Origin of the sequence: Thermoactinomyces sp. CICC 10735, from assembly GCF_016055175.1 — a bacterium.
GTDB classification, from domain to species: Bacteria; Bacillota; Bacilli; order Thermoactinomycetales; family Thermoactinomycetaceae; genus Thermoactinomyces; species Thermoactinomyces vulgaris.
In genome coordinates, this window is sequence record NZ_JAECVT010000002.1 from 469,958 (window position 1) to 483,452 (window position 13,495).

The window sequence follows — 13,495 nt, forward strand, 5'->3', positions numbered from 1 at the left end:
GATAAAAAAACAGCCTAATATCATGTTAACACTCTGTTAACAATTATTCAATGCGCGAAATACACCAAATATAAACAAGGCAGAGAAAAACCCAAAGGCGCTTTCTCTGCCGGCTCGTTCTATTTCAACAAGGGATAAAATCAAGAGGAAGAGTGGCTTGCACATCCGCCGCAACCTTTGGCCCCGATTGGGAAAACCGGATCATTGCCCGGCACCTTCACGGATTCGGACACGGCATGTGCGATGGTCCTGGAGACTTCATGCAACAGCCGGTCCAGTTGTTCCTCGGCCAACAAATACGAATGGATGGCCGGGTGTTTCCGTAATTTCTCCTGCCACTTCACCGCCTTTTCCTTGGCCTCGTGATAATTGGGATGAAAGATGCCAAACCGCTGGGCTTCTTCAAACTGATCCTTCACTTTGTGGAATTCCCGGATCAATTTTTGCGCTTCCTGATCTTCACTCAGCCGTCGTTTGGTCCGCAGGTACTCTTCGACTTCCGGCGATTCGTTGATTTTATCCGCCAATTGATATGCTTCAAGCAGTATGGTCGCCATGTCCAGTGTTTCCATGAACACCCCTCCTCCTTTTTATTGTAATGGATTTTCCCGCGATACAGAAGGAGAGGGCAACATCTGGAAAGCTTCCACTTCACCCAAATGAATGTTTTTTCGCTCGGTTCCAACCAGCGCCTCCATCATCCATTTGCCATTTTCATAACGCAAATGTTCCGGGTACACTTCCATTTTTCGCCCCTGATGCTCCATGAAAAGCGGCAATCCGTGAGAAATGCTTTGCCGGACCATTTCCCTGGCCATGTTGATTCCATATGGTCTGAGCCCGGAAAACCAAGCCTTGGGCAAAGGAACAGGCTCCGGTTTCGGAACTTCGACCCGGCAATCCCGGATGCCCTCAAAATCGGTTTCCAGGTTTTCGGCTTTACCAGACCATTCCTTTTTTTCCATGATGGCTTCCCGGTTCTGCTGTTTCAGCCAGGCCCTGACTTTCCCTGGTGTTTCTTTGATAAAATACTCGGACCCGTTCAGTTTTTTGACTTCCCAGCCGGCCTCTTCCAACCGCTCCGGCCAATCTTTTGCCACGTCATCGTTTTCGATTTTCAGGCACGTCCATGTTGACAGGGTGACGGCACCGATTCTTTTTTTGAGATCAAGGAGCCTTTCCGTAACAGAAGACGGAACTTCCCCCGCCCATGCTTCCAGTTTTTCCAGAATCTTGTCCACCGTCCGTCCGTATTGGAGCCCTCTGCCCAATGACCTTTCGTTGATCTCGTACACAAGCATGTGATCCCCGCCCATAAAATCCGCCCACAAGGAAAGTTCATGACGCTTTTCCCACGGAAAATGAAACGGGACATAAACTTCCGGTGCTGGATCGACATAGACCGGCATTTCGCCTGGATCCACCCACTCCCTGGGGGGATAAGACATCCATCGGAAACAAGTTTCTCCTTTTTCCGTCCTGCCCGACTCCAACCAGCCCATGCAAGCCATCGGGGTGATAAACCCCTCTTGCAACCGTTTGATGAATTGAAACGGCATCTTCAGCGGCACCTCCGTTTTAAGACGGCGCCAGAATTGTTCCAATCCCCACCACGTTCCGGCCGGCAATTGTTCCAAAATCAAGCAGAATCCGTCCAGCTCCGGGTGATCTTTCAAAAGGACATGGCGAACGGCATCATACAATTGGCCGACACTTTTTGGCCAAGGGGTGGAAAGCCAGCTTTTCCACCTTGTTTGATGAACGGCAACATGTTTTTTGGTCTCTGTGACCAATCCGAGCAAACGGGCGGTTTCCAGCAGAAAACCGGACCAGCCGGGCCAGGATGCATGAACGTCGTCCAAATCCAACTCGACATCCATTTTTTTCAGATCTTTTTTGGAGAGATGGCCGGTCCGATTCAACAGCCAAGGTTCATGGCTTAACGATGTCAAAAAGTGAAAAAAGGCCTGGCTTGCTTTCAAAGGATTGGATTGGACAGGAATGACGCGTTCTTCATCCAATGGGCGAAGAGACTGAGCGACAGAAATGGACCGGGCCCAGGCCACCCGGATCTCCCAAGGCACATAATACATCCGCTCCATATGCCGGTTCCGCAGGCAATAAATCCATCCCCGCCCGCAAGCCGCATCCAGCAGATGCTGATATTCCACTTTGGAAAGTGGCAGGTTTTTTTCCTGATGCAGGGCTTGTTTTTTTATTTTTCCCTTCTTCAAAAAGACCGACCAAAACCACCGGTACGTTTTTCGGTCCATCTTTTGCAGGCAATCCTGATAATAAGCGGGATCGGTCAGTTTCTGTTCCATCGCAGCCAATGACTCTTCTTGAAGATCCAGCGCGTTTGCAATCTGTTTTCGTTCCGCGTCGGATAAGGAAGTCAAACAATACCGGAGCTCTCTCACCCGCATCATTATGTTCCCCCCCACTTTACGACGAAATAGTGATACCCTTTTTCCCGCAAAAAGGTTTGGCGTTGCCATGCATATTCCTGATCCAAGGTGTCCTGGGTGACCAGCTGATAAAAATAAGCTTTTTGTCCGTTTGCTTTCGGCCGTAAAATCCGCCCCAAACGTTGGGCCTCTTCCTGGCGGGAACCAAACGTTCCGGACACTTGAACGGCCACTTTCGCATCCGGCAGGTCGATCGCCATATTCGCCACCTTGGAAACAAATAAAACAGAGATTTCCTTTTTCCGAAACTTCCTGTACCACTCTTCCCGTTCCGGTTGCGGGGTGGAACCGGTGATGAGCGGGGCGTCAAAACGCTCCGCCAAAGCTTTCAGTTGATCCACATACTGGCCGATCACCAAAATTTGCTCGCCCTGATGTTTTTTTAAGATCTCTTGCAAGACCTCCTGTTTCAGCGGATTTTCCGCGGCCAGGCGGTACCGGTGGCGTTTTTCGGCGGTTTGGTAAACCTCTTTCAGTGAGTCGGAAAGCGGAACACGCACCTCATGGCAAACCGCTTCCGAGATCCATCCCCCTTCCTCCATCTCTTTCCACCGGGAAGCATAAATCACCGGCCCGATGAGCGAAAATACATCCTTTTCCCGACCGTCTTCCCGGATCAATGCCGCTGTCAACCCGAGCCTCCTTTTGGCTTGCAAGCCGGCGGTGACCCGAAAAACCGGTGCCGGCAACAAATGCACTTCATCATAAATGATCAGTCCCCAATCTCTTTTCGAAAAAAGGTGCATATGCAAAAATGCACCCGTTTTTCCGTCTCTTTTGGTCAACATTTGGTACGTGGTGACCGTGACCGGGGCGATGTTTTTCGTTAAAGATGTATACTCTCCGATCCATTCTTCCGGCAAGTCGGTTTTCTCTTTCAATTCGCGGATCCATTGTCGGCAGGAGGTGACATTCGGGGTCAGAATCAGCGTCTCTTTTTGAATCTTTTCCATAATGCCAAGGCCCACCACGGTTTTTCCCGAGCCGCACGGCAACAGGATCACCCCGCTTGTCCGCCAGCTTTGCTCCGGATGGCAAAAAGCATCCACCGCTTGTTGTTGGTATTGACGCAATCCGGGAAAAGAAGGGTGGGTTTTCAAGCGCAGGGAAAGCTGTGCTCCTTCGGAAGAGCCGATGGCATCCAAAGGCGGATAACCCCAATCAACACATTTCTTTTTCAGCAATCCCCGATATTCCATCGGAATCACAAGGGTATTTTTGTTCTTTTGAAGAATACATTTCATAATCTCCGACAATTGTTTGATGCGTCGAATGATCTTTTCTTCCGGGCACATCAAAAGAAACGTCTCTTTGCTGTCTTTCTCAAACCGGATCAAACCAAAACGTTTCATTTCCGTTTTTATTTTTTGCACCAGTCCGGAAGAAAGCGGAAATTTGGCATGTTGTCGAAGCCACATCACGAGGCTGTCCGGATCGGATCCGTCGGCGGCGGCTTGCCACAGGGAGCATTCATCCCAACGGTACGTGTACAAAACATCCGTTTCTTTGACACACCGGGCAAACTGATCCAGTTTTTGAATCACATCCTGAATTCCCGGAGCCCGTTTTTCTGCGAGAATGATCCCATTGTCCCTGACGATCAATGGTTTGAAAGCCAACCCTTTTCACCTCCTGTCCCCGAATTGGTGACCGGTTGAAAGAATGTTGAAACTCCCGGTCATAAAAAAACGTCTATCCCATAAAAGCAATTGTGGGGTGAAAAACCAATGCACACTTTCAAATCCATTGTCTCCGTTTTTATTTTTTGTTTGCTGGCCGGTTGCTCAACCTTCGGTCAAGAATCTGACACGGGAGGAACGGTCATGGAAGAAATCCCTTTTCAAGTCGTCTCTTTGGAACAGGTGCCGTCTCAACTTCAAAACCAAGCTCAAGAATCGCTGCAATCCCCCGGGGAATCCATCCGTCTGCTTTCAGCCGACTCCAAAAAATATGTCATTTTAGGTTTGGGAGAAAAGCCGACGGCGGGCTATAAAATTGACGTGAAAAAAGTGGAGCAAAAGGGCAACAAACTGGTGGTTCATGCGCAAAAACACGAACCGTCCAAGGATTCTTTCCAAGCGCAGGTGATCACTTATCCTGCCGTTATTATTGTCACAGAACCCAAAAATCATGTGGAACACGCCGAAGTTCATTGGCTTTAAATCAAACGGAGCCTGTCAAATCATTTTGACAAGCTCCGTTTTTTCTTATTGTTTCGGTTCTTTGACCCGTTCCGGACTCCGGTCGGGAGCGTACGGTTCTTCTCTTCTTTCGGGTTCCGGATCCCGGGGCGTCATGATTTCCGGTTGTCGGGGCTGAGCAATTTCCGGTTCGCGAATCACATCCGGCATTCTCATGATTTCCATTCCCTCCTTCTGTCCGTAGTGTGTCCGTATCGTTTGGTTTTCAATGATCTTGTTTTTTCCAAAAAAAATTCCCTTTGCATAAAACAAAGGGAAAACCCGGTCGGGTCACTTTTCTTCCTTCTCGTTTTTTTCCTGATTCTGATAAGCCCGGAACCAAGGGGATTCCGGGGATTCGGGCGATTCCCAGGCCCGGGGGTTGTTCCGGCGCGGCCTTTGCCATTGCCACTGATATCCTTGGTCATCTGGTGGAAACATAGGATATGACATCCCGGATTGAGGAGGCGGACCATAAGCTCCTCCATACGGAGGGTTGGAGGGGTATGAGTAACCCGGCATATATCCGCCGTAACGGCCTCCTCCGCAGCCGCAACCGGTGCCCGGGGGATAAACCGGGAACGGGTAATAGGGACTGCCATAACCATGTCTGAACGGAGGGTAAAACATAGGGTACATATTGAACTTCCTCCTTTTTTGTCACGTCAGTTTCAATTTATGTAAACACAAGCTTGGCTTATGACAAGGGGAAATCCATCATGGATCATCAACCAATCGGACAAAAAGATTTAAAGCAACTGTTGACTTACTTGCAAAACCTGGATCAAACGGGTTTTCGGGCCATGATCCAAAAATTGCATTCGTATGATCTGGCCCGCCTGTTTTTCCAATTGAGCAATATTTATCAAAGGCGCCTGCTCACCCTGTTGCAGCCGGAAGAAATCGCCCTTCTCATGGAAGAATTGGACCTTCAGGAACAAAAGGAAGTCCTTGCCGCATTGGGTCAAAAAAAAGCTGCGCAAGTACTCGACCACATGCCCAACGACGATGCCGCCGATCTGCTCAGCGAACTGGAATTGTCCCAATCCACTTTGCTTTTAAAAGAGATGAAAACAGTGGAAGCCGATCAGGTTCGGGCATTGCTGCATTATCCGGAAGACACGGCCGGAGGATTGATGACCAATGCATACGTCCAAATCTTCTCCCACTATACAGTGGAAGAAACATTGCGTTTTTTGCGGGAAATCGCCCCTGCTGCCGAAACGATTTATTATTTGTATGTGACCGATGTCCGCCACCGGCTGATCGGCGTTCTTTCCTTGCGGGACCTTTTGATCCGTGAACCCCACGAAAAAATCGACCGGATCATGAATGAACGGGTCATTTCAGTTCCAGTTGACATGGATCAGGAAGAAGTGGCGCGGATCCTGAGCCGATATGATTTTCTGGCCCTGCCCGTGGTGGATCAAAACAAAAAACTGGTGGGCATTGTCACCGTGGATGATATTATCGACGTCCTGATCGAAGAAGCCCGGGAAGATTTGGAACAACTGTCAGCCGTCCAACCGACGGACTTTGTAGATCCCTTTGATTCCGCCCGCAAGCGGATTCCCTGGCTGATCATCTTACTCGGAATCGGCATCCTCACCGCCAATCTAATCGGCTTGTTTGAAAGCACCATTGAAGTCCTTCCCGTTTTGACGCTCTTTATGCCGATGGTCGCCGGGATGACCGGAAATGCAGCGACGCAATCGCTGGCTTTGACCATCCGGGCCCTGTCCAAGGATCAACCCGCCCCGGATCACTTCCGGAAATTCATCCGTCAGGAAGGGATTGCCGGTGTGATCATCGGCTTGATATGCAGTGTTTTTATCACCTTGGCGATCGGAATTTGGAAAAGTTTTCAGCTGGGGTTGGTCGTCGGGCTTTCCCTTTTCTTCACCCTGATCTTGGGAACCATGGTCGGCACCTTCGTCCCCCTGATTTTGGAGAAATTCGGCATAGACCCGACAACCGCTTCCGGCCCTTTGATCACCACCTTAAACGATGTCTTTTCCCTGATGATTTACTTCGGGTTCGCCACCCTTTTTCTGCAATACCTCATGTGATCTCACAATGCGCGGACCAATCCTCTTCCGGTCCAGGGATCCGGACCTGCCGGCGGCAAATCAATGGCTCGCTGAAAAACCATTTTTTTGAGCTCGTTCGCATCCATCCGCGGATAAGCCGCCCGGTAAATGGCCAAAACCCCGCTGACATGGGCGGCGGCCATGGATGTCCCGCTTAAGATCGCAAACCGGCGTAACGAGTAGGTACTCAATATTTGCGATCCCGGTGCGGCCAAATCCACCTTTCCCGTCGCGGAGTAAGGTTCGCGCCCGTTATTCCGGTTCAATGCCGCCACCGAAATCACCGGGGCCAACCGCGCCGGAACCGAAACGGTGTCGCCCGTCCCCGCCGGCGTTCCGGTGTTTCCGGCTGCAGCCACCACCAGAATCCCGCGTTTGACCGCCGCTTGAAGAACATAATCCAACAGAGGCGTGGTCAACTTTCCCCCGCTGATACTGATGTTTAAAATATGCATGCGGTTGGCAATCGCCCATTCCACACCGCGAATCAAATTGGAAATCGTCCCTTTTCCCGATGCATTGAGTACTTTGATGGCATAAAGCGAAACCTTCGGAGCCACTCCCACCACACCGTAATGATTGTTCAATGCACCGATGATGCCGGCAATGTGTGTTCCGTGACCGTTTTCATCCATCGGCGGCAGAGAAGGAGACAGAATGTTGACTCCTCCTTTCACATTGGAAGCCAGATCGGGATGATGAAAATCAATCCCCGTGTCAATGACACCGACCCGGACGCCCGATCCGCTGTTTAAACGGCGTTTTCCGATCACGCGGGCGATATTCCACGTCAACACCTGTTGATTCATCATCTTGTGTTCGGGATAAGGCACGGCCGATGCTTTGATCACCTTGTTGACCTTATAATACGGGAGGGTTAACAACTGATCTTTGGCAATGCCGATCAATTCCGGACTATTGGCAATTTTCCGGGCCTGGTCGGGATGTTTGAATGACACAATCACCGCCGGCGTGTATTTTCCAACAAACAGGATGTTTCCTCCCGCGGCTTTGATTTTTTTCAAATGGGCAGGAGAGCGTAGCAACAAGTGATAGTTGGCACTCATAAAAAATCACCCCTTTGATTCTAGTTATGAATCGAGGGGTGATTTGGTATAGACGAGATTCATAGCGTTATAGTTTATTTTCCTTCTTCCCGGTCTTTGGTTCCGGAGGAAACCGGCCTGCTTTTTTCGCGGCTTGTTTTAAAATAAACTCGATCTGTGCATTCACACTGCGAAACTCATCCGCTGCCCATTTTTCCAAAGCCGAATAAAGTGCATGGTCGAGCCGGAGAAGGAAACGCTTTTTTTCTTTGCTCATGAGTACAGGGTGCCTGTATTGATCACAGGCTGGGATTCACTCTCCGAAACCAGCGCCACCATCAGATTATTGGCCATGGCCGCTTTTCTTTCTTCATCCAGTTGAACCACACCCTGTTTTTCCAAATGGGACAGCGTCATTTCAACCATACTCATGGCCCCTTCAACAATTTGCTTGCGTGCAGCAATGACTGCCTGCGCTTGCTGGCGGCGCAACATGGACTGGGCGATTTCCGGGGCATATGCCAAATGGCTGATCCGCGCTTCCAATACTTCCACCCCGGCAATCGCCAAACGTTTCCCCAATTCCTCCCGCAAATTCTCTGTCACATCGTCGGTGGCCGTACGCAGAGAGATTTCCGCATCGTCTTGGCGGTCATACGGATAACGGCTGGCAATGGCCCGGATGGCCGTTTCACTTTGCACCGCAACAAAAGAATCGAAATCTTCCACATCCAACAATGCTTTGGCTGAATCGACGACCCGCCAGACAATCACCGCTCCGATCAAAATCGGATTTCCGTCGGCATCATTCACTTTTAACTTATCGCTTTGGAAATTCCGGACGCGTAAAGAGATCTTTTTTTTGGCAGCAAACGGATTGAGCCAGAAAAACCCGTCTTCCCGGACACTGCCCACATATTTCCCAAAAAACAGCAAGACACGCGCTTCGTTCGGCTGAATGAGGGTGTACCCCGGCAAAGTGACGAAAAACAGAATCAACAAAATGACACCAAGCAAATGGCCTGCCAAAACCAACACTGCTCCGGCAACCAGTAATACCAAGTGAACCAAAAGCATCAAAAATCCATTCACTTTCCAGGTAACAACTTCCCGTGATTGATTCATACCTTCACCTCGAAATTGATTTGTTATCTAAATGATATCATTATGATAAATAAAAAACCACCCCTTTTTAAGAGATGGTTTTGCTCATTTCCCCAGGATTCTGAAGAGGACTTTGCTTGGCCGACTGGATGAATAACCGGGCCAACTCATCATAACCCGTTTGGTTGGGATGCACTTCATCGGCAAAATACTCTTTGCGGTTTAAAAACGATGGATACGGATCCACCATATTCACTCGGAACCGCTTGCACAAACCCGAATACGCCCGGTTCAACATCTGGACAAAGAGCTGCGCCTGCTCGATCCCCATCTCATATGCCGGCAACGGAATGTAAAATCCCAACAGATAAACGGTCAACCGAGGATTTTGCCGCCGGATCAATGAAAGGATTTGCCGGACATTTCTTTGCACCATGCGGGAAGATTTCAGGATTTCCCCGACGGTCAGCTTTCCTTTTTCAAACAGCTCGATAAAATCGCATCCCCCCGTGGTCACAGTCAAGTGGGTCAAACGCGGGAGGAGTCGTTGGAAAGCCGAATGTTGCACCAGCTGCAACAACTCGGTGGAAGTCATTCCCGAAATCCCCCAATTACGGAAGTGGCAGTGATCGGAATGCCTTAAATAACGGAAAAGCTGGGCCACGAAATGTTGTTGGGGACTGTTTGCCCCGATTCCTTCCGTCAACGAATCCCCGATGGCCAAATAAGAAACGGCGGCTGGTGGTTCATTATGCATCAAGACCCTCCCTTCTCATTTCGCCTTTCAAATGAAACGGCATGGGCAATGCAAGGAATCGCTTCGCCTTGCTGATAAGAAACCGGACTGAGCAAGGCTCCGGTCGCCACCACCAGGATCCGGTCATACACTCCTTCTTCCATCTCCTTCAATAAATGACCGTAAGTCACCACCGCACTGCTGGCACACCCGCTTCCCCCGGCAAAGGTTTGCTGATCCTGGGTATAAATCATCAAACCGCAGTCTTTGAATTTGGCTCCCATGTTGTAACCGTCATTCTCCAACAGTTCCCTGGCTATGGGTAATCCCACACTGGCCAGATCCCCGGTGACGATCAAATCATAATCATCCGCCGTCCGGCCTGTGTCTTTAAAATGGGTTTGAATCGTTTTGGCCGCGGCCGGGGCCATGGCTGATCCCATGTCAAACGGATTTTTCACACCCAAATCCGTCACCTTGCCAATGGTCGCATAGCGAATCCCGATTGTTCCCTTTCCTTTCCCGACAACACAAGCTCCGGCGCCGGTGACCGTCCATTGAGCCGTATCCGGTTTTTGGCCTCCGTATTCCGTCGGATAACGGTATTGCCTTTCGGCCGTGCAGTTATGGCTGCTGACACCGGCCACGGCATAATCGGCATATCCCCCGTCCACCAAAGCAGCAGCCAATGACAACGAAAGCATGGAAGTGGAACAGGCGCCGTACACTCCCAGCAGGGGAATTTGGTTTGTTTTGGCGGAAAAGGAAGCAGAAATGTTTTGGTTTAACAAATCGCCTGCCACATAGAAATTGATTTGCCCGGGGGTCAGGTTTGCTTTTTCAATGGCGATTTGCACTGCGTCTTCCAACATTTTGCGCTCGGCTTTTTCCCATGTCTCTTCTCCCATGTATAAATCGGAATACACCTTGTCATAACGATCCTTCAACAGCCCTTCGCCTTCCATGGGGCCTGCCGTGGCCGCACTGGAAAGCACACACAGGTCTTCGGAAAAGCTCCATGTACTCTGTCCGATTAATTTACTTTGTTTCAATTCCATCTCCCCCGATCATTTGATCCAATGAAAGAAAAAGTAGTGAATGATGCCGATGAAAAACGCCGCAACGGTTCCAAAGACAATCACCGAACCGGCCAGTTTGAACATGTTTCCGCCGACTCCCAGCACAAACCCTTCGGAACGGTGCTCCAAGGCGGCAGAAGCCATGGAATTGGCAAAGCCGGTCACCGGTACGGCCGTTCCCGCTCCTGCCCATTGACCGATCCGGTCATATACTCCCAACCCCGTCAACAAACAGGAAATAAAAACCAATGTGGCCACTGTTGGATTTCCGGCTTTCTCCGGCGGAAACCCAAACCACTTGACATACATTTGCGACAGCCCTTGGCCCAGCATGCAAATGGCTCCTCCGACCACAAATGCTTTCACACAGTTTTTCAGCACATTGGGCCGCGGTTGATGTTTTTTTGCCAGTTTTTGATACGCTTTTTGGGATTTTTTATCCACATTGGCTGACGAAATCTTTTCGCTCACGTTTTCTTCGCTCCTTTTTCAACCAGTATCTTCTTTTAGATTGCGGCCTTTTCGCCCACTTTATGCACCCGGATTCCCATGTAAAAAGCATGCAAAAAACCATGCCGCCGGCGTTTCACCGGCAACATGGCACAAACTCACTGGAGGTCATTGGATGCATTTGGATTGTGCGTTTCGGAGATTTCGTTCAAAGCCTGGCTGGCCTCATCCTGGAACTCCGGCTGAACCGCCAGATCCCCGATCGAAACAACTCCGACCACACGATTGTTTTCCACCACAGGCAAACGTCTCACTTGCGCTCTTGCCATCAATTCAGCGGCTTCATCCACCGTCATATCCGGTGTACCATAAACAAGATTGGTGGACATAATGTCGCTGACGGAACTGGAATTCGGCTTCTTGTCTGCAATTCCCCGTGTTACAAGGTCCCGGTCTGTAATCACGCCTTTTAACTCTCCGTTTTCCACAACCGGTATCATCCCGACATTGGAACCGCGCATTTTGTTTGCCACTTCATACACATTGTCCTGCGGCGACACAGCTTCAACGTTGGTCGACATGACTTCGCGTAAAGTATGCATCAGAATCCCCCCTTGGGTTATATCCTTTGCCAGGGAGGGACAACTCATTCCTGACACTGCCCGGGAATTTTCCCTATTTCCTCCAATTCCAGCCCCATTTCCCTCAAGGCCGTCCGGGTCAATAATTCGGCCCCGATTTTCATGGCCCTTTCATCAAAATCAAACATCGGATGATGGTGCGGATACCGAAAATCCTGATCATTTCCCGCCCCGATAAAGCAAAAGGCGCCGGGACGTTCCTTCAGGTAATAACTGAAATCTTCACCAGCCATTAAAGGTTCCATTTCCTTCACGCAGGAAACTCCGTCAATCTTTCGCGCTTCGTCCATTAATTCCCGTGCGGGCCGGGACTCGTTGGAAACGGCGGGATACCCCCACTCATAGTAAAATTCGCAATCGGCCCCATACATGCGGCAAGTGGACTCAGTGACTTCTTTCATCCGGCGCACAATCAACCGGCGGACTTCTTCATTGAATGTGCGCACGGTGCCCTCCAACCGGCAATGTTCCGCAATCACATTGAAAGTTTGCCCCGCCTGGATCATTCCCACTGAAATCACTGCCGGTTCCAAGGGATTGACTTCCCTGCTGATAATGGATTGCAAATGAACCACCAAGTGAGCGGCAATTTGCACCGCATCAACGGATTCATGCGGCAATCCGGCATGGCCGCCCCGCCCTTTGATCTCAATCCGGAACGCATCCGCCGCCGCCATCAACACTCCCGGGCGGGACCCGACCGTGCCGAGGGGAAGAGGCGTCCACAAATGGGCCCCGTAAATCACATCCACTCCTTCCAACACCCCGGCTTCAATCATGGCTTTGGCTCCTCCGGGAACCAACTCTTCAGCCGGTTGAAAAAGAAACAAAACATTTCCGCGCAACTCTTCACGCAACTCTGACAACAAAGCGGCTGCTCCCATCAACATGGCCATGTGCCCGTCATGCCCGCAAGCATGCATCACTCCCGGAACGGTCGAGCGGTATTCGCACGTTTTCTCATCCTGAATCGGCAAAGCATCCATATCCGCGCGCAATGCGACCGTGGGCCCTTCTCCTTTTCCTTTGAGGAAACCGGTCACGCCGTACCCGCCGACTCCCGTTTTGACCTCCAGATTTAAACTTTTCAGATAGCCAGCCACCTTTTCGGATGTTTCCCGCTCTTGAAAAGAACGTTCAGGATATTGATGAAAATGCCGGCGCCACTTTTTCATGAGGGGAAAAAGACGGTCCAATCGTTCTTTCATCTGTCCTCTCGGCACTCCTCTCTTCCCTTTTTCGCTCCTCCTTTATGCCCCTTTGTCCGGTTGCTTTGTCAAAGCGTTCGTACTATGATAAAAAAGGATTGAATACGGTGCCAATACAAAGGAGGCGCACATGAATGATTTTTTATGACAGTAAAACCAAAGGGATCAAAAAAGAATTCGGCGAAATGGAAAAATTAATGAAAAAATTGGGATTTGTCCGCTGGTCCTGGGATTATGAACGGGTCACGTACGATTACAAATTGTCAGCCAATGGCGTGAGTTACTACCTGCGTCTGAGCGGAGATGTCGTGAACGATAAACGTTTGGAACACCCGAAAGCATTGCTGGAGCTGGGCACTCCCGTATTTTCCCGTCACTTCTTCCCGCACGGCCTGGATGACACTGCCGAAGTCCCGGAAGAATTAAAAGAAGAAGTCCAACAACTGCTGAATGATTTGGAAAAAGCTTTGCTGGAAGAGAAAAAATAAAGATT

General features: G+C 50.1%; 16 protein-coding genes. 3 read left to right on the forward strand and 13 right to left on the reverse strand.

From position 1 onward, the window contains the following. Window positions 1-140: 140 nt before the first annotated feature. Genes I8U23_RS05600 through I8U23_RS05610 form a run of 3 tightly spaced genes read right to left on the reverse strand, consistent with a single transcriptional unit; the run spans window position 141 to window position 4,087 of the window. Window positions 141-572, reverse strand: a complete 432-nt coding sequence (locus I8U23_RS05600) for a YlbF/YmcA family competence regulator (protein WP_049720444.1) — start codon at window positions 570-572, stop codon at window positions 141-143. A gap of 18 nt (window positions 573-590) precedes the next feature. After that, entirely contained in the window at window positions 591-2,429 is a 1,839-nt protein-coding gene (locus tag I8U23_RS05605; RefSeq protein ID WP_198050816.1) for a helicase-associated domain-containing protein, read from the reverse strand. Further along, window positions 2,429-4,087, reverse strand: a complete 1,659-nt coding sequence (locus I8U23_RS05610; protein WP_198050817.1) for a DNA repair helicase XPB — start codon at window positions 4,085-4,087, stop codon at window positions 2,429-2,431. The genes I8U23_RS05605 and I8U23_RS05610 overlap by 1 nt, the downstream gene beginning before the upstream one ends. 204 nt (window positions 4,088-4,291) lie before the next feature. Between I8U23_RS05610 and I8U23_RS05615 the strand changes: the two genes are divergently transcribed. Next, complete coding sequence (locus I8U23_RS05615; RefSeq protein WP_170151235.1) at window positions 4,292-4,630, forward strand: protease complex subunit PrcB family protein; 339 nt, start codon at window positions 4,292-4,294, stop codon at window positions 4,628-4,630. Window positions 4,631-4,675: 45 nt separating this feature from the next. Here I8U23_RS05615 and I8U23_RS05620 read toward each other — a convergent pair whose 3' ends face one another. Next, entirely contained in the window at window positions 4,676-4,834 is a 159-nt protein-coding gene (locus tag I8U23_RS05620; protein ID WP_198050818.1) for a hypothetical protein, read from the reverse strand. A 105-nt stretch (window positions 4,835-4,939) separates the two neighbouring features. Beyond that, on the reverse strand, window positions 4,940-5,089 hold the full coding sequence (locus I8U23_RS05625) for a hypothetical protein (RefSeq protein WP_156473329.1): 150 nt from the start codon (window positions 5,087-5,089) through the stop codon (window positions 4,940-4,942). Window positions 5,090-5,367: 278 nt separating this feature from the next. Between I8U23_RS05625 and mgtE the strand changes: the two genes are divergently transcribed. Beyond that, window positions 5,368-6,717: a magnesium transporter gene (gene mgtE, locus I8U23_RS05630; RefSeq protein ID WP_037995589.1), complete on the forward strand. Its 1,350-nt coding sequence runs from the start codon at window positions 5,368-5,370 to the stop codon at window positions 6,715-6,717. 2 nt (window positions 6,718-6,719) lie between these two features. Here the strand turns inward: mgtE and I8U23_RS05635 are convergent, their stop codons facing one another. The 8 genes from I8U23_RS05635 to I8U23_RS05670 all read right to left on the reverse strand — a co-directional run bounded on the left by I8U23_RS05635 (window position 6,720) and on the right by I8U23_RS05670 (window position 13,002). Next, a complete protein-coding gene (locus I8U23_RS05635) occupies window positions 6,720-7,805 on the reverse strand; it encodes a S8 family peptidase (protein WP_049720448.1) in 1,086 nt (361 codons plus the stop codon). Between the two features lie 67 nt (window positions 7,806-7,872). After that, window positions 7,873-8,061 carry a type II toxin-antitoxin system antitoxin gene (locus I8U23_RS05640; protein ID WP_037995590.1) on the reverse strand — a complete coding sequence of 63 codons (189 nt, stop codon included), beginning with the start codon at window positions 8,059-8,061 and terminating at the stop codon, window positions 7,873-7,875. Continuing rightward, on the reverse strand, window positions 8,058-8,909 hold the full coding sequence (locus tag I8U23_RS05645; RefSeq protein ID WP_037995592.1) for an SPFH domain-containing protein: 852 nt from the start codon (window positions 8,907-8,909) through the stop codon (window positions 8,058-8,060). Before I8U23_RS05645 ends, I8U23_RS05640 begins: the two co-directional genes overlap by 4 nt. Before the next feature lie 67 nt (window positions 8,910-8,976). Next, on the reverse strand, window positions 8,977-9,645 hold the full coding sequence (locus I8U23_RS05650; protein WP_037995593.1) for an SGNH/GDSL hydrolase family protein: 669 nt from the start codon (window positions 9,643-9,645) through the stop codon (window positions 8,977-8,979). Beyond that, entirely contained in the window at window positions 9,645-10,682 is a 1,038-nt protein-coding gene (spoVAD, locus tag I8U23_RS05655; protein ID WP_049720449.1) for a stage V sporulation protein AD, read from the reverse strand. Before spoVAD ends, I8U23_RS05650 begins: the two co-directional genes overlap by 1 nt. A gap of 9 nt (window positions 10,683-10,691) precedes the next feature. Further along, window positions 10,692-11,174, reverse strand: a complete 483-nt coding sequence (gene spoVAC, locus I8U23_RS05660; RefSeq protein ID WP_236533659.1) for a stage V sporulation protein AC — start codon at window positions 11,172-11,174, stop codon at window positions 10,692-10,694. A gap of 137 nt (window positions 11,175-11,311) precedes the next feature. Next, window positions 11,312-11,755, reverse strand: coding sequence for a CBS domain-containing protein (locus tag I8U23_RS05665; protein WP_037995596.1), 444 nt, complete (start codon window positions 11,753-11,755; stop codon window positions 11,312-11,314). 44 nt (window positions 11,756-11,799) lie between these two features. Next, window positions 11,800-13,002, reverse strand: coding sequence for a M20 metallopeptidase family protein (locus I8U23_RS05670; protein ID WP_049720450.1), 1,203 nt, complete (start codon window positions 13,000-13,002; stop codon window positions 11,800-11,802). A 134-nt stretch (window positions 13,003-13,136) separates the two neighbouring features. Here I8U23_RS05670 and I8U23_RS05675 point away from each other — a divergent pair, with 134 nt between their 5' ends. Then, window positions 13,137-13,490 carry a YugN family protein gene (locus tag I8U23_RS05675; protein ID WP_037995599.1) on the forward strand — a complete coding sequence of 118 codons (354 nt, stop codon included), beginning with the start codon at window positions 13,137-13,139 and terminating at the stop codon, window positions 13,488-13,490. Window positions 13,491-13,495 lie beyond the last annotated feature (5 nt).

What these genes read in the sequence shown, in the direction of transcription:
- I8U23_RS05625 (WP_156473329.1), bottom strand. Translation starts at nt 5,089, where the DNA reads ATGTTTCCACCAGATGACCAAGGATATCAGTGGCAATGGCAAAGGCCG.
- spoVAD (WP_049720449.1), bottom strand. Translation starts at nt 10,682, where the DNA reads ATGGAATTGAAACAAAGTAAATTAATCGGACAGAGTACATGGAGCTTT.
- I8U23_RS05600 (WP_049720444.1), bottom strand. Translation starts at nt 572, where the DNA reads ATGGAAACACTGGACATGGCGACCATACTGCTTGAAGCATATCAATTG.
- I8U23_RS05635 (WP_049720448.1), bottom strand. Translation starts at nt 7,805, where the DNA reads ATGAGTGCCAACTATCACTTGTTGCTACGCTCTCCTGCCCATTTGAAA.
- I8U23_RS05615 (WP_170151235.1), top strand. Translation starts at nt 4,292, where the DNA reads ATGGAAGAAATCCCTTTTCAAGTCGTCTCTTTGGAACAGGTGCCGTCT.
- I8U23_RS05650 (WP_037995593.1), bottom strand. Translation starts at nt 9,645, where the DNA reads ATGCATAATGAACCACCAGCCGCCGTTTCTTATTTGGCCATCGGGGAT.
- I8U23_RS05670 (WP_049720450.1), bottom strand. Translation starts at nt 13,002, where the DNA reads ATGAAAGAACGATTGGACCGTCTTTTTCCCCTCATGAAAAAGTGGCGC.
- mgtE (WP_037995589.1), top strand. Translation starts at nt 5,368, where the DNA reads ATGGATCATCAACCAATCGGACAAAAAGATTTAAAGCAACTGTTGACT.
- I8U23_RS05605 (WP_198050816.1), bottom strand. Translation starts at nt 2,429, where the DNA reads ATGATGCGGGTGAGAGAGCTCCGGTATTGTTTGACTTCCTTATCCGAC.
- I8U23_RS05640 (WP_037995590.1), bottom strand. Translation starts at nt 8,061, where the DNA reads ATGAGCAAAGAAAAAAAGCGTTTCCTTCTCCGGCTCGACCATGCACTT.
- I8U23_RS05620 (WP_198050818.1), bottom strand. Translation starts at nt 4,834, where the DNA reads ATGGAAATCATGAGAATGCCGGATGTGATTCGCGAACCGGAAATTGCT.
- I8U23_RS05675 (WP_037995599.1), top strand. Translation starts at nt 13,137, where the DNA reads ATGATTTTTTATGACAGTAAAACCAAAGGGATCAAAAAAGAATTCGGC.
- I8U23_RS05645 (WP_037995592.1), bottom strand. Translation starts at nt 8,909, where the DNA reads ATGAATCAATCACGGGAAGTTGTTACCTGGAAAGTGAATGGATTTTTG.
- I8U23_RS05665 (WP_037995596.1), bottom strand. Translation starts at nt 11,755, where the DNA reads ATGCATACTTTACGCGAAGTCATGTCGACCAACGTTGAAGCTGTGTCG.